The organism is Hymenobacter tibetensis, assembly GCF_022827545.1.
Classification (GTDB): Bacteria; Bacteroidota; Bacteroidia; order Cytophagales; family Hymenobacteraceae; genus Hymenobacter; species Hymenobacter tibetensis.
Window position 1 is genome coordinate 4541931 of the sequence record NZ_CP094669.1, and the last position, 20618, is coordinate 4562548.

The 20618-nt window shown below is 55.1% G+C and carries 14 protein-coding genes and 1 tRNA gene; 5 read left to right on the forward strand and 10 right to left on the reverse strand.

The annotated features are described in order from the left end of the window. Positions 1-29 precede the first annotated feature (29 nt). The 3 genes from MTX78_RS18200 to accD all read right to left on the reverse strand — a co-directional run bounded on the left by MTX78_RS18200 (position 30) and on the right by accD (position 3161). Positions 30-740 carry an OmpA family protein gene (locus tag MTX78_RS18200; RefSeq protein ID WP_243797208.1) on the reverse strand — a complete coding sequence of 237 codons (711 nt, stop codon included), beginning with the start codon at positions 738-740 and terminating at the stop codon, positions 30-32. A 577-nt stretch (positions 741-1317) separates the two neighbouring features. Continuing rightward, entirely contained in the window at positions 1318-2061 is a 744-nt protein-coding gene (locus MTX78_RS18205; protein ID WP_243797210.1) for an OmpA family protein, read from the reverse strand. Positions 2062-2270: 209 nt separating this feature from the next. Then, a complete protein-coding gene (gene accD, locus MTX78_RS18210) occupies positions 2271-3161 on the reverse strand; it encodes an acetyl-CoA carboxylase, carboxyltransferase subunit beta (protein WP_243797212.1) in 891 nt (296 codons plus the stop codon). Positions 3162-3624: 463 nt separating this feature from the next. On the opposite strand from accD, the gene MTX78_RS18215 reads away from it, so the two are divergent. Both MTX78_RS18215 and MTX78_RS18220 read left to right on the forward strand, forming a co-directional pair. After that, a complete protein-coding gene (locus MTX78_RS18215) occupies positions 3625-4641 on the forward strand; it encodes an OmpA family protein (RefSeq protein WP_243797214.1) in 1017 nt (338 codons plus the stop codon). A gap of 504 nt (positions 4642-5145) precedes the next feature. Beyond that, positions 5146-6306 (forward strand): hypothetical protein, encoded by a 1161-nt coding sequence (locus MTX78_RS18220; protein ID WP_243797216.1) that lies wholly within the window; start codon positions 5146-5148, stop codon positions 6304-6306. A 107-nt stretch (positions 6307-6413) separates the two neighbouring features. Here the strand turns inward: MTX78_RS18220 and MTX78_RS18225 are convergent, their stop codons facing one another. The 5 genes from MTX78_RS18225 to MTX78_RS18245 form a co-directional block, all read right to left on the reverse strand. Beyond that, positions 6414-9278 carry a TonB-dependent receptor gene (locus tag MTX78_RS18225; protein WP_243797218.1) on the reverse strand — a complete coding sequence of 955 codons (2865 nt, stop codon included), beginning with the start codon at positions 9276-9278 and terminating at the stop codon, positions 6414-6416. 285 nt (positions 9279-9563) lie between these two features. Continuing rightward, a complete protein-coding gene (locus MTX78_RS18230) occupies positions 9564-10541 on the reverse strand; it encodes an MBL fold metallo-hydrolase (protein WP_243797219.1) in 978 nt (325 codons plus the stop codon). A gap of 74 nt (positions 10542-10615) precedes the next feature. Continuing rightward, positions 10616-11329: an SGNH/GDSL hydrolase family protein gene (locus MTX78_RS18235; RefSeq protein ID WP_243797221.1), complete on the reverse strand. Its 714-nt coding sequence runs from the start codon at positions 11327-11329 to the stop codon at positions 10616-10618. 113 nt (positions 11330-11442) lie between these two features. Continuing rightward, complete coding sequence (locus MTX78_RS18240; RefSeq protein WP_243797222.1) at positions 11443-12183, reverse strand: hypothetical protein; 741 nt, start codon at positions 12181-12183, stop codon at positions 11443-11445. A 114-nt stretch (positions 12184-12297) separates the two neighbouring features. Further along, on the reverse strand, positions 12298-13437 hold the full coding sequence (locus MTX78_RS18245; RefSeq protein WP_243797224.1) for a cystathionine gamma-synthase: 1140 nt from the start codon (positions 13435-13437) through the stop codon (positions 12298-12300). Between the two features lie 216 nt (positions 13438-13653). On the opposite strand from MTX78_RS18245, the gene MTX78_RS18250 reads away from it, so the two are divergent. From MTX78_RS18250 to MTX78_RS18260, 3 genes are all read left to right on the forward strand, one after another. Continuing rightward, positions 13654-14577, forward strand: a complete 924-nt coding sequence (locus MTX78_RS18250; protein ID WP_243797225.1) for a DUF2167 domain-containing protein — start codon at positions 13654-13656, stop codon at positions 14575-14577. Positions 14578-14650: 73 nt separating this feature from the next. Continuing rightward, positions 14651-15364 (forward strand): TVP38/TMEM64 family protein, encoded by a 714-nt coding sequence (locus tag MTX78_RS18255; RefSeq protein ID WP_243797227.1) that lies wholly within the window; start codon positions 14651-14653, stop codon positions 15362-15364. A gap of 123 nt (positions 15365-15487) precedes the next feature. Beyond that, positions 15488-15561, forward strand: a tRNA-Arg gene (locus MTX78_RS18260). 272 nt (positions 15562-15833) lie between these two features. On the opposite strand, the gene MTX78_RS18265 is transcribed toward MTX78_RS18260, so the two are convergent. Together MTX78_RS18265 and MTX78_RS18270 are read right to left on the reverse strand one after the other, a co-directional pair. Further along, on the reverse strand, positions 15834-18605 hold the full coding sequence (locus tag MTX78_RS18265; protein ID WP_243797229.1) for a hypothetical protein: 2772 nt from the start codon (positions 18603-18605) through the stop codon (positions 15834-15836). A 316-nt stretch (positions 18606-18921) separates the two neighbouring features. Then, entirely contained in the window at positions 18922-20253 is a 1332-nt protein-coding gene (locus MTX78_RS18270) for a carboxylesterase family protein (protein ID WP_243797230.1), read from the reverse strand. Between the last annotated feature and the right edge of the window lie 365 nt (positions 20254-20618).

The following is a 20618-nucleotide window of genomic DNA, read 5'->3' on the forward strand; positions in this document are numbered from 1 at the left end:
GGCTACTCGTTCACTGGGTACTGTTAAGCTTAGATGGTGCCCTTCTCGGCAGCCTTCTTCAGCTTCTCGTTGGCGAAGATGGCAACTTCTACACGACGGTTGGCAACGCGGCCAGCTTCGGTGGTGTTGTCAGCAATTGGCTGCTTGGAGCCGTAGCCTGTTACAGTGAAGCGCGAAGCGTCTACGCCCTGCTGCTGCGTGTAGTTGGCTACTGCCTGTGCACGACGCTGCGACAGCGGATCGTTGATAGCATCGGTACCGGTGTTGTCGGTGTGGCCTTCTACAATAACGTTGGTGTCGCCGTACTTAATCAGCGTCTGAGCCAACTCCTTGATGTTCTCCTGAGCGGCAGAAGTTAGGGCAGCCGAGTTCTTAGCGAACAGCAGACCCGAGTCGAAGGTGATTTTAATGCCTTCGCCTACACGCTCTACTTTGGCGCCGGCCATTTCTTGTTTCAACTCAGCAGCTTGCTTGTCCATCCGGCGGCCAATCAAAGCGCCACCAGCACCACCCACAGCAGCACCAATGATGGCACCTTTAGCCGTGCTGTTCTTGCCGCCAATCACGCGGCCTAGTACGCCACCAGCAGCAGCACCACCTAAGCCTCCGATAATGCCGCCTTTAGCTGTTTTGCTCCAAGGCTTCTTCTCAGTGGTAGTGGTAGTTTGAGCTTGCACGGCACTAGTGCCTACCGTAAGGAGAGCAAGCAGCAACAGAAAAAAGGAACGAAAGCTTTTCATGATAAAAAAAGTTAAGGGTTTCGGCTTTGTAAAATGAGAACGGTAAATGTAATGAGACTTAAACTGGCCCGAAGATAATACCTACAACGAAGCATCAGGCTAATGAGTATTCCCTTTGCAACCATCTTGCCAAAAACATTGAAAAGACCGAAAAACAAGAAAAAGGGCTTTTAAGACGCCGCAGTAGCTGTTTTGTGTAGACAGGCACCTAACTCCTTTAGGCTCTCTACCTTCTATTAATAATTTATTTTCTTGAAATCGAACAGATAAATAATTAATTCCAAAATGGATGAGTATTATATTATTACAGCATAATGCAATTATATTTTTTTAACATATACTATTGCTATAGAACACCGCCCTCTCAATATTCTTTGTATCAAAAGCAGCAATACTTTTCACTACTTGTTCAAGCTTAGCCAAAGCACTTCCCTATCTCCGTGTGTGCAGACAGCCGCTTCTGGAACACACGCATGCATGAAGTGAAGAACAGACAAGCAAAGGATTTAATAGAAGTATCCACAAACAAAAAAGACCGCACATACCGTGCGGTCTTTTTGCTACTAGCGAGATAAGCTTACAGCTTGTTGGCTTCGGCAGCTTTCTTCATTTTTTCGTTGGCATAGATGGCAATTTCTACGCGACGGTTGGCCTGCTTGCCAGCTTCAGTAGTGTTGTCGGCAATCGGCTGCGAAGAACCATAGCCTTGGGTGGTGATGCGTGAAGCGTCTACGCCCTGCTGAACGGTGAAGTCGGAAACAGCTTGAGCCCGACGCTGCGAGAGAGGGTTGTTGATGGCATCGGAACCGCTGGCATCCGTGTGGCCTTCCACCAGTACGTTGGTGTCAGGATACTTTTGCAGTACGGCCGCCATTTTCTGGATTTCCGACTGCGAAGCAGCCCGTAGGGTGGAGCTGTTGGTGTCGAAGAGGATACCCGAGTCGAAGGTGATTTTGATGCCTTCGCCTACGCGCTCCACTTTGGCGTTCTGCATGTCGCGCTGCAATTCTTCCGCCTGCTTGTCCATTTTGCGACCAATCAGGGCACCGCCCGAACCACCAACAGCAGCACCAATGATAGCGCCAGCTGCTGTGCCCGATTTGCCACCAATCACGCGGCCTAACACGCCACCTACTACGGCGCCACCGCCGGCACCTAGCAAGCCACCCTTAGCAGTTTTGCTCATGCCTGTGTTGCGCGGACCGCTACCGTTGCCAGTTGGCGCGTCTGGAATGTTGGGGTTGCGTTTGGTGGTAGCGCACGAGCCGAGCAGCAACGTAAGCGCCATAAACAAAGACAGAAGTGATTTGGGAGTGTTCATCGAAATGAAGAGAAGTGAATTTGGTGGATAGGGAGAGTGTCGAGCGTGCTTACTGAAAATGCCGGAAAAATGTTCGCTGTACGTAGCGGATTGGCTGCTTAGAGCTAGAAGCAGGTGCATTGTGGTGTACCAGACCTAGCCCATAAAAAAGCCCGCCCGACGCGCAACGTTGCGCGTCGAACGGGCTTTTTCAAGAAGCGTGCCGACTTTTAAACTTGCTGCGCCGATTTTGCTGACGCCTTGGTAGCAACTTCCGTTGGCCGTAGCATCGTGAGCAGATCTGTGAGGCGCGCTTTGAGCTCTTTGCGGTCTACAATGAAGTCAAGGAAACCGTGCTCCATTACAAATTCGGCGCTTTGGAAGCCTTTGGGCAAGTCCTTACCAATTGTCTCTTTGATAACGCGAGGACCAGCAAACCCAATGAGGGCACCGGGCTCGGCAATATTGAAGTCCCCGAGCATAGCAAACGACGCGGTAACGCCGCCCGTAGTTGGATCGGTGAGCAGAGAAATATAAGGCAACCCAGCTTCCGAAAGCAGGGCCAGCTTAGCCGAGGTTTTGGCCATCTGCATCAAGGAGAAACCAGCTTCCATCATTCGGGCTCCACCAGAGCGCGAAATCATCAGGAATGGGAGGCGGTGCTGCCGGGCGTAATCAATGGCACGGGCAATTTTTTCGCCTACCACTGAGCCCATCGAGCCGCCAATAAAGCGGAAATCCATGGCAGCCACCACCAATTCGAGACCGTTGAGCTGCCCATGGGCTGTACGAACGGCATCGGTCAGACCCGTCACCTTTTCAGTGGCCGTCAGGCGTTGCGGATACGCCTTAGTGTCCACGAAGTGAAGCGGATCGGCGGAGTGCATTGTTTCATCCAACTCCTTGAACTGCCCTCCATCGAAGAGAAACTCGAAATATTCGGCGGCGTCAATCCGCTCGTGGTGGTTGCAGTTGCCACAGGTGGAGAGCAGGCGCTTGTGCTCGGCCATGGTGGCAACCGTTTTACACTCGGGGCACTTGTGCCACAAGCCGTCGGGTGTCTCTTTCTTTTCTTCCGTTGGCGTGACAATGCCTTTTTCTACGCGCTTAAACCAAGACATTTTTGGGTATTAAGTATTGGGTACTTTGTATTGAGACAAATCAGGGGTCGTGCGCCTTGGGTGCGAGGCGCTGAACTTGGGGCGACAAAGATGCAGGAACTAATCAGCAGTATCTATCTACCCGACTCGATACCTGTTACTATGTGTGCTACTGTTATGCTAAGGTAATCGACTTGTTCAAGGTATGCGCTTATGTGGCCTCGGGCATTGCTACGCTTGTGGCGGAAGAATGCGAGCTGACAAGGGCGAAGTGTTGGCATCTGAGTTGCCGATAAGTGATGATACGCCAAGCAGGTAGAGGAAGGAGCTCCCAACCCCGACAAGAGCAAGACCAAATATAACCTGAAAATCCACTGATTGTCGGGCTGTTTTGCAACATCAACCAGCCACTGAGTACCTTGCGCTGGGGTATTACCTCGTGTACGCCTCTTAGCTAACTTCGATTTTCACCTTTCGCTTTTCTGTGAAAAATTATTCTACTGGCCTACTCGCCCTGTCCCTGACGGCTGCTACGCTGCTGCCCGGCTGCGTGCCTTCCAAGCGCTACGACGACCTGAAAGCCCGCTACGCTTCCACTGAGCAAAGCAAAGCCGATGCCGAGCGCCAGCAACGCCTAGCCGTGGCTGAATTGAAAAAGACCACCGATGAGCTAAACGAGATGCGCCTCAGCAATAAGCGTCTTACCGAAGATTCCACTCAGACTGGCAACGCCCTCCGCCGCACCCGTCAGCTCTACAATCAGCTTACCGACAGCTACGACAAGCTGCTCAAAAACAGCGACCGGGAACTCGCCAACAAATCGTCGGACTATAACAAAGTAGCGCAGGACCTGGCCCGTCGCGAAGCGGAGCTAGGTGAGCTAGACACCTCGCTCAAGAAAAACAAAGTGGCCATCGACAAGCTGAACGCCGACCTGCAGACCCGTGAAGCACGCTTGGCCGAGCTGGAGAAAGCCTTAGCCGAGAAAGACAAAGCCGTAAACGACCTCCGGGCCAGCGTAGCCAATGCCCTGCGCGGCTTCCAGGGCACCGATTTGCAGGTGCGCATGAAGGATGGCAAAGTATATGTGTCCCTTTCTGAGCAGCTCCTTTTCAAGACAGGTTCCACCAAAGTTGACCCCAAAGGCCAGGAGGCCCTCAAGCAATTGGCTGCTGCCCTCAAGGCGCAACCTGATGTGAACGTGGTGGTGGAAGGCCACACCGATAACGTACCCTTCAGCCGCCCCACGGCCGCTATGCAAGACAATTGGGACTTAAGTGTACTCCGGGCCACTGAAATTGCCCGCTTACTAACTACTGGTGGCATTCCGGCCGCCCGCGTCACCGCCTCCGGCCGCTCCCAATACCTGCCTGTTGCTACCAACGACACACCCGCCAATAAGGCCCTGAACCGCCGCACGGAAATCATTCTGACACCTAAGCTCAACGAGCTGTTCAAAATTCTGGATAGCAATTCCGCTACTCCTGCAGCTGGCAAATAAGAGGCTGGCATCCAGTATAAATTTTCTATATTTTCATTTATTATTCTTAAGGCCAACCTTTTACGGTTGGCCTTACTCTTTAATACGCCATCATGGGTTCGTTCACTTTATTTACTACGCAAGCTTATGCCTACCTCTTACTCACTCCGTTTATTGCTTGCCGTAGCTCTGTGGTTGGGGGCCTGGTGTACGGCTGACGCCTCTCATGTTATGGGAGGCGAGTTGTCTTACACCTACATCAACGGCTCGGCGTCGCAGTATCAAGTTCTTACCCGAATCTACGCCCGCTCCCCTGGAGGCCTTGTACCGGATCAGAATAATATCGTACTAAACTGTGTTATGAATGGGTGTTCGGCAACAACTCCGGGCAGTTTTTCTGTGCTTGTTAACCGCTCTAGGCTTACTTCTCGACGATTGGGTTGCGCCAACACTGACCTGTATGTGATAGGAGAATATGAAACGGTAGTCACGCTACCACCAGGCCAATGGAAACTCAGCACGCTCTTGGAGAATCGTGTTTTCAGCAGTAATCTGACGAATCCAATGGGCAACGCTGCGCAACTCAGTGCTTTCCTAGACAATTCCAATGGCTTGCAAAACTCATCCCCTAAGTTCACCTCCTTCACATTACCGTATACCTTACCTGCCAATCAGCCGTACCGACACAGCTTCAGTGCGTTCGAGCCTGATGGCGACTCGTTGGTGTACCGGGCAGCACAACCGACTACTGGGTCGTTTACAGCACCAGCAGCCTGTGGCACACCCATCCAATATGCCACTTATCCGGCAGGGCAATTTCAAGACCCAATTACAGGACAACTGGTGTCTTATCCGGCTGGTCAATTCAGCATAGCTTTTCCGGTTTTGTCGTTTCAGGCAGTTAATGGTGTGGCTGTTCCTTATTATAACTTGAATGCTACCACCGGTGAACTGCTTACAACACCACTAGCACAGGTTGGCGACTATTCAGCACCCGTACAAATAGATGAATATCGCCGCCTTAATGGCATATGGATCCTAATTGGGCAAGTAACCCGTGACGTTCCTTACGGAGTGCGTAACCCTGGCACCAACCGGAATCCTACCATCAGCAGTTTGCAGATGGCAGGTGCCGCACCGCAGCCCGTTGAGCAAGCCGTTGTGGTGCGGCCCGGTCAATCGGTATCCTTGACCCTTACGGCTACCGACCCCGATGCCGGCCAGGCCCTACAACTCAGCAGTGACGTAGCGGCAGTTGTTCCGGGTGCTTCCTTTCAAGCGCAAGGCACCAACCAAGGAGTGCTTACCTGGCAAGTACCAGCCACCCTTCCACTTGGCCGATACACCGTTGCCGTGACGGTCGCCGACAATAATTGCCTGCAAAGCGGCTTCGAGGTACGAACCCTCACGTTTTTGGTATCCAACCGAACCTTGGCCACGCAGGGTGGCCGCCCGCAAGTGCTATCAGCATACCCCCTACCCTTCCACGACCGGGTACAGTTCAAGCTACCTACCGCGGCAGTACAGCCCGTAACCATTACCGACAACCTAGGCCGCTTAGTTACGACGCTCAAAAGCCGCTCTGATGGCAGCGTGGAATGGCTTCCGAGTACTGATGTAGCGCCAGGCACCTACTTCGCTCGGCCAGCCGACGGCGGCTACGTCTGCCGACTGCTTCGTCAGTAAGCTCGATAGGTGTTCCACCTGCATTTCCTAGGTAGCGCACTGGCCGCAACAGAAAAGGCTGGCTCCCACAGGGAGCCAGCCTTTTCTGTTGCCATGAAAACTATCCTCTACTTGGTAGTGGGCAGCGTTACGCTAAGGCGCGCGAAGTAGAAGCCGCCGTTGTAGCCAAACTGGTTGGGGTTGTAGATGGTCCGGCCGCGGTTGGTGTTGTCGAGGCTGGAGTTGTAGTTCAGGAGTGGATCAACCGAGAAGTTGTTGGGGTCGTTGCGGGGGTTTACCTTGAACTTGTCGGGATACACGTTGAAGATATTGTTGGCGCCAACCGTAAGCCCAATCTCCTTGAGTAGCTGTACACTAACGGTCAGGTCGGTTACCCATTTAGCCCGGAAGGTCTGGTCGATGGACGAGTACAAGAAGTTGGGGTTGCCATCGGGGCTGCCGAGGCGAGCGTCTTTGTATTGCACCTTGCCAAACTGCACGGTCCGTACTTCCACTCCGAAGATACCCTTCGAGTAGTTGGCGGTCAGGTTGATTTTGCTGCGGGGCTGCGCTGTTTCCAAACGCCCGCGTTGCTGCCGGTCGAACAGAGTGTTCTGTAGGTTGGTGGCACCCACGGTGGGGTCGTTGTCGATGGTGGAAGAGCTGCGGACCCGCTGCACGGTGGTTTTGTTGAAGTTGGCAGCTACCGTCAAGCCGAGTCGGCCTTCGCCGAGGGGTAACCGCTGGTTGGCAACAATATCAACCCCGCGGGTGCGCGTATCTACAGCGTTAGCAAAGAATTGCACCTGGCTCACGGGCAACGTGCCCAGAATGGTGGCAACTGTGGGGTTGGTGCGGCTAAACTGCGACGACAATACAATCCGGTCGTCGATATCAATTTGGTAGGCGTCCACGGTCAGGGTCAGGCTTTCCAGGGCGCGGGCTGTCACGCCCAAGCTATAGTTCACCGATTTTTCTTGCTTTAGCGCTGGAATACCAAAGCCTTGTTGGCCCGCCCCGGTTGCGTTGAAGGTGTTGCGCACGATAGGATTATCGTTGTTCACGGTAAGCACTTGCTGCGCATTGCCTTGCACAAATTGCGTACTGGTGTTGGTGAAATAGCGCTGCTGAAGCGAAGGAGCCCGGAAGCCGTTGCCGAAAGTACCACGCACGGCCAGCTGCTCCAGGATGCTGTAGCGCCCCGAGACTTTACCGCTGACGTTGGAGCCAAAGTCGCTGTAGCGCTCTGCTCGGCCGGCTATGCCTACCAGCAGCTTCTCGGTTAGGTCGCTTTCCAGGTCGATGTAGCCGGCCACGTTGTTGCGCGAACGGTTCACTTCATCGGAGGGCTGGTACCCCGGAAACACCTGCGCCCCGGCGGCAGCTGGCGTCCCGGTGGAAGTAGGCGTCACGTTCACGCGGCGGCCACCGTAAATGTAGGAGCCTGGGTCGCCAGCTTCTATCTGGTAGTTATCGTTGCGGTATTCTCCCCCGAAGGCCACGTTCAGTGTGCTCAACGCCGCCACATCGGTGAAACGGCGCGAGAAGCTTAGGTTGGTGGTATTCTGCCGAAAGGCAATAGTGCCGGCGTAGAAAGTAGTGGGCGTATACCCTACCAACGACGCGTTGAGCGTGTTGCTGATGTCGAAGCGAATCTCGTTGCGGCCGAAGGTATTGCTTAAATCAACGTCGAATCCGGCCACCGTAGCCCGCAAACCAGCTAGTATAGACTGGTCGTTGATGGTGGTGTTGATGAACGGCAGGAAGCCATTCGGATAGAGGTTCAAATCAACTTGCGTCACTTGGTTGGGCAGCCGGTAGAATCCGGCGGCTTTGCCCGTGCGGTGGGTGGCGCCACCCGTCACGTAGGCTTCCAGCCCAATACTCGGCAAAAAGGTGTAGCCCGCATTCAGGAAGCCCCCAATATTGCGCGACTCCGACTGCCCGAGACGTAAGTTGCGGCGGTTGTAGCCGTTCTGTGCCACCAGTATATCGTCTTCGGCTTTTAATGCGCGGCGTTTGGCTTCGGTATCAGCGGCAGTACCACCGGGGAAGTTGCCGCTATTGCCGCCCAAATAGATGAGTGGAGCCGTATCCACGCCAGACCGATTGGTGTAGCCTCGGTTGCTGAACTGGCCGCTTAAGTCCACATATCCCCGCCCCGCCAAGCCAATACCCACGTTGGCATCAGCTTGGTAGAGGCGGCCGTCGCCTTCGTAGGTTTCGCCCACCGTGCTGGTGGCCTGAATGCCGGTGGTGTCGTCTTTGAGTTGGATGTTGATAACGCCCGCAATGGCGTCAGAACCGTATTGGGCCGCTGCTCCGTCGCGCAGCACTTCTATGCGCTTGATAGAAGCGTTGGGAATCACGTTCAGGTCGGTGCCGACGGAGCCCCGGCCAACCGTACCGTTGATGTTGACCAGCGCGGAGCTGTGCCGACGCTTGCCATTCACTAGCACCAGCACTTGGTCGGGGCCAAGGCCGCGCAACGAAGCGGGGTCTACGTGGTCGGTGCCATCCGAAATAGCCTGCCGAGACGACTGAAATGACGGCGCCACATAGGTCATGATCTGCGCCACATCGGTTTGGGCGAAGGCCTTGATTTCGCGGGCCGAAATAACATCGACCGGAGAAGTGGTCAGAATGTTGGAGCGGCCTTCGGTGGCCCGGGAACCGGTGACCACCACTTCGTTCAGGTCGGTAGCAGCATCCGTGAGGCGCACGTCAAGGGTGGTACGCCCATTTACGGGCACTTGCTGGCTGGCCGATCCAACAGCGGAAAACACCAAGGTAGCGGTACCAGGCACCTCAATTCGGTAGCGGCCTTCGGCATCGGTGGAGGTGCCATTGGTGGTACCTTGCTGGAGCACGGTCACGCCGGGCTGGGCCCCGCTGGTGCCGGTTACCCGGCCGGTTACCCTGATAGTCTGGGCTACTAGTGGCACTACTGTGCACAGAAAAAACCCTAAGAATAGGAGTAATTTTTTGCTCATACGAACGGCAGTAAAACGGTGAAGGAAGAATGGAACGTGCGCGCAACGGAATCAGTCAACAGCTCTATTGCCTCTGCTCACTCTATTGCACAGAACAGGAATCTGTCTAATATAACCACAGCATTTTAATACTTCCTACGCTTGTTGATCTAGCTCGGAAGTTTTATTGCTGAAGCTACTTGCAGAAACCAAGTCTCCACGCCTACTTCATCTTGATTTACAGTGTCTTACACACCACCCGCACTTTCCATCCATACCGCGTAGCGCCTGACGCTACGTTGCACATCAGCGCCACCAATAGCCCGTCAGGGGCCCCATAGCCACATCTATGCGCTGGCCAGGAGCCGGCAGTAGCAACGGCACATCGGGCTGCGCGGCAGCCACTAAGTGGTCGGCTGGCTCTTGCCAACTATGGAAGGCGAGGTTGAAAGTAGCCCAATGCAAGGGCAACAGCGGGCCGCCGCCTAGCGCACGGTGCGCCACCAGTGCCTCAGCAGGCCCCATATGAATTGCTTCCCATTGCTCGTCGTACGCCCCGATTTCCAGCATCACTAAATTAAAGGAACCGTAAGCGTCCCCAATTTCGCGGAAACCCGACTCGAAAGGGCCAGAGTCTCCTCCAAAGAAAGCGCGGTGTTTGGGTCCTATCACGCACCACGAAGCCCACAGGGTGGTGTCGCGCGTGAGGCCCCGGCCCGAGAAGTGCCGGGCGGGCGTGGCCACCACAGTATGCGTAGAGCCCACCCCGATTTCCTGCCACCAGTCCAGCTCATGAATCTGTGTTGCCGGTACTCCCCACCGGCGCAGGTGCCCTCCTACCCCCAACGGACAGAAAAACGGCACCCCCGTACGGGCCAGCATCCGAATAGCATCTTTGTCGAGGTGGTCGTAATGGTCGTGCGACAGCAGCACGCCGTCTAAAGCAGGCAGTTGTTCGAGCGGAAGGGTGGGAGCAAAAAATCGTTTGGGGCCCACTGCCACTGGCGAAGCGCGCAACCGCCACACCGGGTCGGTGAGGAAGCGTTTGCCGTCAAGCTCCAAGAGCGTACTTGAATGGCCAAACCACGTCACGCGCAACGCTTCCGCTGGCACAGGTTCGGCTAAGTCGGCGGCATTGGTTGTGAAGGGACCCAACGCCTGGCGTGGCACTCGCTCCTCTCGCCCGAGCAATTGCCGGCGCAGCATACGTCCATAGTCCATGGACATAGTGGTGGGAATGGTGTTTAAGTATTTTTTGCCGTCGAAGCGGGAAGGAGTTTTCATGGATGTCGTTGCTACTACTATCCTCCTACACGCTTTACTGGCTTATTTACTTTAATTGCCCCACGTTGTTTACCCTATTTCAGCAAGGTGCGCACCACGGGCAGCGCCTGCGTGGCCCACTGCTGCATGTGCTTACCCGAGTAATGAAGCCGGTCGGGAGTGAACTGCGTGTTGTCATCACTGGCCGAACGGGTGATTTCGGTGATGTCAACAAAGGCAATGCCCAACTGCCGGCATTCCTCCTGCGCCACGGCGTTGAACTGGTTGATTTGCTGGCTGACTCGAGCTTGGTCGTAGCCTTGCCCAAATGGCGAGCGGCCCCAGTCCGGAATAGACAACACAACCACCCGCCCCGGCCGGCCCGCCGCAAATTGAACGGCGGTTTCAAGTAGTTGCCGAAACTCCATTCGGTAAGTAGCCACTGGCTGCCCCCGAAACTGGTTGTTTACTCCAATCAGCAAGGACACCAGGTCGTAGGTTTTCGAGTTGTTGGCCGACCGAATGGCGGCCTGCAAATCAGCAGTGGTCCAGCCAGTACGGGCAATGATGTCGGGGGTAGCTAGGCCCTCTGATTTTGCCAACTGTGCTAGCTGCACACTCCACCGCTCCGTTGCGCCCGCACCTTCGCCTATGGTATAAGAATCACCGAGCGATAGGAAACTAATTGTGGAGGCCGGAGCGGTGGGGCCGGCCGGCGGCATTACTACCGGCTGTGGATCATCGGCTGCTTTAGTGCAGCTAACGATACTCCACAGCACCATCACCAAATACAAGTGGAGTGCGCGCATGCAGGAAAGGCTATCAGGTTCAGAAGCCGCATATACGCCGCGTCGGGCCGCTCAGATTGGCAAAGTCCCAACAACGTATGGGCCATTCTTGCCAGGTACGAAAGCGCTAGTCTCTACCGCACCCGGTAAGTCATGCCCAAGCGCAACGTCCGGGAGTAAACAGCTGCATCACTCCCATACAGGCCGCCTTGATAATTGATCAGGCCGTATGAATAGCCCGCCGTTACACCAATTTTCTCGTACCAAGCCGTTACCTCCGCGTGCAAACGAACGTCGCCCCGGCTCCGAATAACTTCACTTTGATTGATTTTCCAAGAGGTGCCGTTGTTGTACTCAAAGCTGCCGCTTCCCTTCTGTTTCACACCGAAGACATACGCCGCCTCCGGCCCAGCTAGCAGGTCTAGGTTCACCGTTCCCACCTGAAATCGATGCCCTGCTCCTAGGAATGCCGTCAGATTTTGGGTGATTATGGCAATGGTACCGTCAGCTGGATACCAGCTTCTAAACGAACTAAACAGGCTAGAAGAGTAATCCACTTGGTTGACTGCTGCCTGGCTGCGCATCCGGTCATAGCCTATGTCCAAAGCAAACAGTCCATTGTGTGAGCCAACGTGCTGCATGCGCCCTCCTACCATGAATCCTGTACCTACTTCCCGGCCATACGAATTAGATGCGAAGCCATTAGGACCCGTACTTAAATAGTCGTTGTAATAGCTGATGGTGGAAACAGAGGCCGCGCCCTGGCCACTAAACCGAAATAGCCCAAGGCCAGCCCGGCCGTTATATTCTGTGTGCTGCGCAGCGACAGGTCCTGCCAGACCCAGCAGCAGTGGAACTAGTATAGTTTTTTTCATAAAGAGAGGACATAACTGGCCAGACACAAGAGCGGGCTCTCCTGAAGGAGAGCCCGCTCTTGTAAAAGGTTGCATTACAGCCTCCTGCTACTTTCAGTTTCGCGCCGCACTTGACTAGCCAATAGCCTGCTTCAGATCCTCAAGCAAATCCTCGATATCCTCGATGCCCACGCTCAAGCGGATCAGCGAGTCGGAGAGACCGGCTTTGCGGCGCTCCTCGGCCGGAATACTGGCGTGCGTCATAGTAGCAGGATGCCCAGACAGGCTTTCCACACCCCCGAGGCTTTCAGCTAGCGTGAAGAGTTGCAGCTTTTCGAGCACAGCCACGGCATCTTCTTTTTGGTCGCCTTTTAGTACGAAGGAAATCATACCACCAAAGTCGCGCATCTGGCGGGCCGCCGCTTCATGGTTGGGATGGTCAGGGAAACCAGGCCAGAACACTTTTTCCACTTTGGGGTGGGCTTTGAGGTATTCGGCTACGGCGCGGCCGTTTTCGCAGTGGCGCTGCATCCGAATGTGCAACGTTTTGAGGCCGCGCAGCACCAAGAAGCAGTCTTGTGGGCCAGGAGTACCGCCGCAGGCGTTTTGCAGGAAGCGCAACCGTTCGTGCAGTTCGTCGTCTTGCACCACTACGGCACCCATCACTACGTCGGAGTGGCCGCCCATGTACTTGGTTAGGGAGTGCATCACCATATCAGCTCCCAGGTCTAGGGGAGTTTGCAGGTAGGGCGTAGAGAAGGTGTTATCAACTACCAACAGCGCCCCCGCCTTCTTGGCCACGGCCGAAGCGGCAGCAATATCAATGACGTTGAGCAGCGGATTGGTAGGCGTTTCCACCCAAATCAGCCTGGTTCGCTCCGTCACAACAGCCTCTACGGCTGCCATATCGTGCATCGGCACGAAGTGAAACTTGATGCCGTAGTTGGCGAACACCTTGGTGAAAATGCGGTAAGAACCGCCGTACAAATCGTTGGTGCTGATTACTTCGTCGCCGGGTTGTAGCAGCTTGATAATAGCATCAATAGCCGCCATACCGGAAGCGAAAGCGAGGCCGTGCTTTCCGTTTTCCAGCGCGGCCACGGCGTTCTGGAGCTGCGTGCGGGTAGGGTTGTGGGTGCGTGAGTACTCGTAGCCTTTGTGGTCGCCGGGCGAGCGTTGCACATACGTCGAGGTCTGGTAGATAGGCGTCATGATAGCCCCCGTTTCGGGGTCTGGGTGCACGCCGGCATGAATGGCTTTGGTTCCGAATTTCATGAGAAGGGTCTTGGAATCTTAAATACTAGGAGGGTGGAGCGGCAAAGGTAGAAAGGTTGAAATCTTTCCCACGTGCCTGCTACAACACACGCCGCAAGCGAATGGCCCATTACCCTCCTATTTTATTTTCGGCAACGCTATCGGCCATACTCACACTCCCACTCCATACTTCTATCTTGCCGGTAAAATCTTATTTTCACTTCTTCCTTTATCTACTTGAAAAAACTATTACTTCTCCTCTCATTGGCGTGGGTGCCAGTTGCTGGTTTCGCAGCCGTCACGCCCACCGACTCTATCGCTCGTTATAAAGCCGTAGTAGACTCTATGCAGGCCACGTTGCACTACGCAACCGGCCGCGTCACGCTGCCAGAAGGCGTGGGCGCCATTACCGTGCCTACCGGCTTCCGCTACCTTGATGCCGCACAAAGCACCCAGGTACTCACCAAATTCTGGGGCAACCCCAATGGTGAGTCGCTGGGCATGCTGTTTCCAGCCAACAAAGGCCCCCTCGATGAGGGCAGTTGGGCGTTTGTGGTGGAATACGAACAGATGGGCTACGTAAAAGACGACGCCGAAGACATCGACTACGACGACTTGCTCAAAGACATGCAAGCCGATACCGAGGAAACCAACACGGAACGTGCTGAAGCCGGCTACGAGCCCGTTACGCTGGTAGGCTGGGCCGCCAAGCCCTACTACGACAAAAGCCTGAACGTGCTGCACTGGGCCAAAGTGCTGAAGTTTGGGGAAGCCACTGAGAACACGCTCAACTACAATGTGCGCCTGCTAGGCCGCAAAGGAGTGCTCAACCTGAACGCCGTGGGCTCCATGGGCCAGTTGGCAGAAGTGCGCGGCACCATTCCAGCAGTTATCAAAAGTGTCACGTTCACGAAAGGCTTGCAGTACGCCGACTTCAACCCCGAGCTAGACGAAGTAGCGGCCTACGGCATTGGCGGGCTGGTAGCAGGCAAGGTGCTGGCCAAAATTGGCTTTTTCGCTATAATCTTGAAATTCTGGAAAATCGGTATTGCGTTGCTTGCTACCGCCTGGACGGCTATCCGGCGCTTCTTCGGAGCTAAAACTACGGAGGAGCCTGCTCTAGCTGGTGGCCCGACTCCGGAGCAAGAGCCGGAAGCGTAGCCTTAAGCACCATTCTTACGTTCTTACCTTCGGGCCGGCTCCACAACGCCGGCCCGATTGTTTTGTATTGCCTATGGCTTTTCTCCGCGAGCTTTTCCAAAAGAACGCTTCCACCCTGCTCTCCATGTTTTTGCTGGTCGCACTGCCCGTGTTGGGTAGCTCTACGCTCAGCTACATGTTATACCGCAACCAAGCCTTATTAGAGCATCTCACGCTCGGCCAAAGCTTGGTCTACTTCGGCATTATTGCCTTCACAATGGCCTTTGCCATTACTCCTACCACCTTTGTGGCCCTGGTTACGGGCTTTTACCTGGGGTGGGCTGGCCTACCGGGCATGGTGCTGGCCTACGCGCTGGCTTCGCTGGCCGGATACCAAGTAGCAGCCTCCCTCGACCACGGTAAGATGTTGCAGTTTCTGCACCATTTCCCTAAAGCCGACGCCGTCATGCGGGAACTGAAGCAGGATAGCTGGCAACTTATCATTCTGACACGCATTTCGCCGGTGCTCCCTTTCGCCCTCATGACGTTCGTGCTGGCCGTCATGCGGGTGGATCGTCGCCGCTTTTTGCTGGCCTCCGTGGTGGGCATGCTGCCCCGTAGCTTGTTTTTTTACTGGCTTGGTACCAAAGCGCAGGATGTTTTCGCTTTGCTCAAAGACCCTGATACAGGCACGGCCGGCAAACTACTCGTTATTGCCTTAGTGGCTATATCCTTGTTCGGGCTGTATTTCCTATTCAACCGTGCTCTGAAACGCGCCTTGGGCGGCAACAGCACCAACAAACAGTAAAAAATTTAAAACTGACTTTCAATGGCTTGCGCCTCTACCAGCCAAAATTTGCAGCCAATTACAGCAAGGAGCTTGCTGAATCGAAATTTAAGCTGTTATCTTTGTGCTCCGCAAAGGAAAAAGGGTTGTGTAGCTCAATTGGATAGAGCATCTGACTACGAATCAGAAGGTTTAAGGTTCGACTCCTTACACGACCACAAAAAAAGCCCTCAGCATCACGCTGAGGGCTTTTTTTTATCAGTTGACGTTTTTACTGAAAAACGCCAGTTGACCTCACCATGCTGATACGTCGCCTGAATCTGAATAAATCAGCACTCTGTGTTAGCAGGCTTGGCTGAATTGAAGCAGTTTTGCGTTTCTAGAAGCCCACACTGGCCTTACCTAACTCCTCTATTTAAGCTAAGGCAACTCTTTGTTTAGCTACTGGCGGCGCTTTAGTTGCGCGCCGATTGAAGCCATAGAGAGGGCGTTACTTAGTTACAGCCGGTTTCACGTTTCGATACGCAGAGTATCCGCCGCCGTTTTCAGTGGCCCGCAAAACTATATGGTCGCCGTTGTCTAATTCTAACACCCGGGCCTGGCCGCAGTTGTTCCCGTACCCATATGGATCCATGTTTTGTGAATTGAAGCCAGGCCCGTTGTCCTGTTGCCGGCCAAATTCCATTACGAAGTTACCGTCCTGGTCGTACACGGTGGTGGCATTGCTCTTGTACTTCGAGAATTGCCCGTCCTGGAACACGTAGCATAGTTTGCCGGCAATGTCTAACCCGGCCGAGAAGTGGCCGCCAAACACTTTGTCTGTCGTGATGTCGGGCCAGTAGCCCGGCACGTTGTATATCCCTGGGCTTACTTCGGTTTTCATGACCTTGTTGGGCAGCAACAGCTTGAACCACCCCGATACGCCCGGCTTCAGATAGCCTAGGTGGTGGCACCCCAGCGGCCTGTAAGCCGTTTCCATGCCAGCGAATGCCCCATTCGGAAACTGCGGGCACGTGTACTGACGATTCCACCCGGGCACGGGTAACGGCGTTTTGCCTTCCTGCCCTACTGCCTGCGTGAGTTCATCGAGCACAACCACTTGCTTTCCGAAAATAGGGAAGCCGTTGGCATCATTGGCCAAATCAACAAAAGGGCGGAACAGCACGCGGGTCCGCCAGCCCTGGCCCCGCACGAAGTGGTTCTCGAAGGTTCTGATGCCCTCTGGATACAAGGTCCAAGTGCGGCCTGTGTTAGGCTCGAAATCAAACCATTGTGAACTCCGAATTGGAGCGCTGCCATCTTCCGGCAGCTTGATCATCTCGCACTGATAGCCCGGTGTGTTTGGCATGCCGTTCGGATACGGACCTTTGTTGGGCTCATTGAACCGAGTATCCTGGCAGAAGATGACGGTGCTCTTGCGCCGGCCATCCTTCGACGTATACGTTTGGGCACAGTGCGGCGAGAGTAGGTACTTGGGCAAGAGCAAGCGCCAGTTCCGGACGATGCTGAACGAGCGGATATTGCTCCAATTCCCTTGCATCAAGTACATCTCGGCGTGCAAGTGGCTCTTTTGGGCTTTGTCGAAAGCGAGGTTGAAAAAATCCGGTAGATAACCAATCCGGTCTGCTTTCAGGTGTTGCGTCATCGTGGCGTTCCAGTGCTTGATTTCGAAACCGCCGGGGTTACCTAGCCAGATACTACCATCTGGAGCACGCGCACTAAAAGAAACGTAATTCTCCCAGTCGCCATCCTGTAGTGGCTCGTGGTTGAGCAGCGTGTAGGTGTTGTCGGTGACTACGGCGGTTGCCGTGTTGCCACCTGCCGCACCGTGCGCAAATTGCTCGACCCCGGCTGAGTTCAGCTTCACATATTGCATTCTCGTGCCGCTGACCCCAACCAACACGCCATTATCCGCCTCGCCCATTACACCGGCCAGGAATGGAATGGCGGTTACCTGAACCTGCTTGAAATTTGGGGCAGCGGGGTTCGTGCTTTGATTGACAAACTTGATGAGTTTGGTTGTGGTCCGCTTGGTATACGGCACGCTGTAGTCCTCGCCGCACACCACCCAAAGAGCTCCATCAGGCGTGAACGCCATGCGCCGCGGCATGTCAATCGAAATAGTCTGGATGACCGCATTGTTGGGGAATCTGCGAATCTCGATGCGGTCAAGCTTGTCGCACGAAATGGCTACCAATTTGTTGGCTCCTTTTTCGGCGGCAATACCGGAATTCTTCCACGTGTTGACGAACTCTTCCCGACGATTTTTCCAGAGCCCCTCATTGCCAGGGTTAGGCACTTGATGACCTTCCCAAGCCATTACTTTTCGCAACATCGTGTGGTCGGCGTATCCTACAAGGTCTTTACCGCCCTTGATTTCAACCGGAAGCTGCGTGGCCAAGTCGAACACCCCAACATATTTCTGGGTGTAGGTCAGGCGGGCGTTGTTGTTCAATAAGGCGAATACATGCGTACCATTGGTGGCCACATCGTAGCACTCCGAGTTGATATCGGTTCTAATTGCCCGCCGACGGTTGATTTCTTTCCACGGATGCACCACCAAAAGCGGGGCGTTTTCATTGAACCCCTTGGCGCATACCAACCCGTAGGTACCGCTGGCTGCCGCCCGGTAGGCGTTGTACCCACTTTCGGGGAACACCGAGTATCTGGGGTCGGCCGTGGTGCTACCGAGGACGCCCAGATAGTTGATGGTCCACTGACTGCGGCTTTTAGTGGCCGGCCGTACTACGGGTTTCAGGTGCCAAGCCGGCTTGTAGGGCTCGGCCGCGAAGGAACGGTCACCACCACCAAAGTCACCGAGGAAGACGGCGGCGCGCCGAAAGTTGCCGCGGCCCAAGTAAGATGCTTTAAGCCAGTGCGCGTTGGCCGGCACCGTTCCCTTATTCCGGAAGGCACCGTTGCCGAAGTGCCCGACGTACTTCTTGTTGATGTCGTAATAATTCCCAACGTAGATATCGATGTTGGACGTCACTACCTTACCGGGAATTACGCGCATAAAGCCGCTAATCGTGAAATCAGCCTTACCGTCACCAAACTCGTGGTGATAATTCTCGTTGCCACCGAGTGCCCAGCCGACCTTTGTTGCAGGGTCGTCGTGCCACAGCAAGTTGTCTCCTTCCACCGGCAGGGTTTTCGCTGTCCTGACAACGGGTGCGGGCGCCGCCTTGCTTTTGCTGCGAACGTGGTAGGTGCTCCCAGCCGGGGGGGCAGGCAACGGGGCTTGCGTTACTTGTTGTTGCATGGTGCGTGCGGAAGGTTAGGGCTGTAGCAGCGTGAAGGTAAACGCGAAGTCGCACTCCTGGATGCCGTTTCAACTCAGGGTCTGCGTTTCCGGTATGCGTACTCCACTAGCGTTTTCTAACGTGGCAACGTGGTCCGGTAGTTCAGCCAGCCGAGCGAGGCCGGTTACGAGCATCAAGCACCGTGCAGATAAGCAGCAGCTACCTATTTGGCCTGCGGAGCCATGTAGGCACTTGCTGGTGGTTGTCGCTAAGAGTCTGGCCGCTTGACTTACTTGCTGGTGGCGCGCCACTAGCTGCCGGTAGTTTGGAAAGCTTTTACTCTCGCTTCAAGCGAAGCACACCCGGAATCTGTACTTGAGCGGGCAATACTCCGGTACGAGCAAAGTCAGCCCATAGCGTACGTACTTGCTGCCCTGCTTGGTGGATAGGGTCCCAGTTGGCATGAGCGAGTAGTGGCGTAGCGCCCCAGCTGGCTTGCGTGCCTAGCAGCAGCGGCAAATCAACAGTATGCGCAGCTCCAAACGTGTCACCTGCGGGTTGGAAGAGCATCAGAAAGTGGTACGCACGGCCGCCAGCCCGGGCGTGCCGCTGGGCAAATGCTTCAGCCGGCTTCAGGTAGATCATGCCTGAGGTGACGCGTACCAACAAGCGCGAAAGCAGGGTACCAACGAACGACAGCCGCCGTAGCCAGTGGAATTTCGGGTCTATGGCGGCAAAGAATCGGGTTTCCTCGGCGGTAGCGCCAATCAGCACGTCCACTTGGGGAGCTACTGCCTCCCAGGCCTGCTCTATTTCAGACTCGGCGGGCAAGGGAAAAGCTCCGTATTGGGTGCCGAAGGGCATGCCACTTTTCAGCCCAAATCGGCGTACGGCTTTGTTGACAGCAGTTTCGCGCGCCAGCACTTCGTCGATGGAGGCAGTGGCGGGGAACGTGCCTATTGCGGCGGCCATGGCTTGGATCATAGGCTGGCGGTTGCGCGCGAGGCCTAGGGGGGCACTGTGCATGATAACGCGCCGGAACAAACCCGCAGCTCCTTCCGAAACCATGAGGTGCGCAATGGCATCCGCGCCGGATGAGTGCCCGAGTAGGGTTACCAAGTTTGGATTGCCCCCACATGCGGCAATGTTGCGCTGCACCCACCGCAAGGCTTCCAGCAGATCTAATAATCCTAAGTTAGGCGGAGTTCCACCTTCACTGCCCAAAAATCCTAGCAGCCCCAATCGGTACGTAACGGCCACCACTACCACCCGCTGCTCGCTCACGAGGGCCGCAGGGTCGTACAGGGGCACGTCGCCGGCACCGGTTACGTACGAGCCCCCATGCACCCATAGTAGCACGGGCAGAAATTCCGCTGGCTGCCGCTCAGCCGGCACCGTGACCGACAGCCGCAGACAGTCCTCGTCGAAAATAGCATCGGTATAGAAGTCTCCGAAGGCCAGGGCCAGCCGAGGGTCGGCCACTTGGGGACACGCGGGAGCCGGCGCAGTGGCGAGAATAGGTGTAACTGAAGGCGGCTCGGCTACGCAGGGCTTGAACCGCTCGGCGCGCGCATAACGGATTCCGGAAGCCCGCACCACTTCTCCATCACGCCACCCGATAATAAGGCCGGCTGGAGCATGAAATTGGGGAGGCTCGGTTGAAGGCATACAATAGCGGTGAGTTGTAATAGAATAGGAACAGGAACCGAAAATGAGTGGCGTTGTAGTAACCGCCCATACCCCGTCGGCATCTGTTAGTGCTCCGGCGGGTTTAGTGGTTGATTACACCCCGCCATTTAGAAGTGGCTTGATTGTACTGTAAGCACTCCGCAGGGTTGCCTTTCTTGGAAATTCGTGCCACTGCTCTTACTTCTCTCGAAAGATGGTTTCTAGTGCAAGCCCATACAGCAGAACAGGCTTGTATAGCAGGTAGTCGAGAATAGTCCGTGCATGCTTGCACTAGTTGGCACTCACAAAGGTGCGACGTTAGTGCACGTTGTTCTTTTGGTTCTTGGCACAAGTTGGCAAAGAAG

Coding starts and splice junctions, on each gene's coding strand:
- MTX78_RS18240 (WP_243797222.1), bottom strand. CDS start 12,183: ATGAAAAAAACTATACTAGTTCCACTGCTGCTGGGTCTGGCAGGACCT.
- MTX78_RS18225 (WP_243797218.1), bottom strand. CDS start 9,278: ATGAGCAAAAAATTACTCCTATTCTTAGGGTTTTTTCTGTGCACAGTA.
- MTX78_RS18200 (WP_243797208.1), bottom strand. CDS start 740: ATGAAAAGCTTTCGTTCCTTTTTTCTGTTGCTGCTTGCTCTCCTTACG.
- MTX78_RS18265 (WP_243797229.1), bottom strand. CDS start 18,605: ATGCAACAACAAGTAACGCAAGCCCCGTTGCCTGCCCCCCCGGCTGGG.
- MTX78_RS18235 (WP_243797221.1), bottom strand. CDS start 11,329: ATGCGCGCACTCCACTTGTATTTGGTGATGGTGCTGTGGAGTATCGTT.
- MTX78_RS18205 (WP_243797210.1), bottom strand. CDS start 2,061: ATGAACACTCCCAAATCACTTCTGTCTTTGTTTATGGCGCTTACGTTG.
- MTX78_RS18270 (WP_243797230.1), bottom strand. CDS start 20,253: ATGCCTTCAACCGAGCCTCCCCAATTTCATGCTCCAGCCGGCCTTATT.
- MTX78_RS18230 (WP_243797219.1), bottom strand. CDS start 10,541: ATGAAAACTCCTTCCCGCTTCGACGGCAAAAAATACTTAAACACCATT.
- MTX78_RS18245 (WP_243797224.1), bottom strand. CDS start 13,437: ATGAAATTCGGAACCAAAGCCATTCATGCCGGCGTGCACCCAGACCCC.
- accD (WP_243797212.1), bottom strand. CDS start 3,161: ATGTCTTGGTTTAAGCGCGTAGAAAAAGGCATTGTCACGCCAACGGAA.
- MTX78_RS18255 (WP_243797227.1), top strand. CDS start 14,651: ATGGCTTTTCTCCGCGAGCTTTTCCAAAAGAACGCTTCCACCCTGCTC.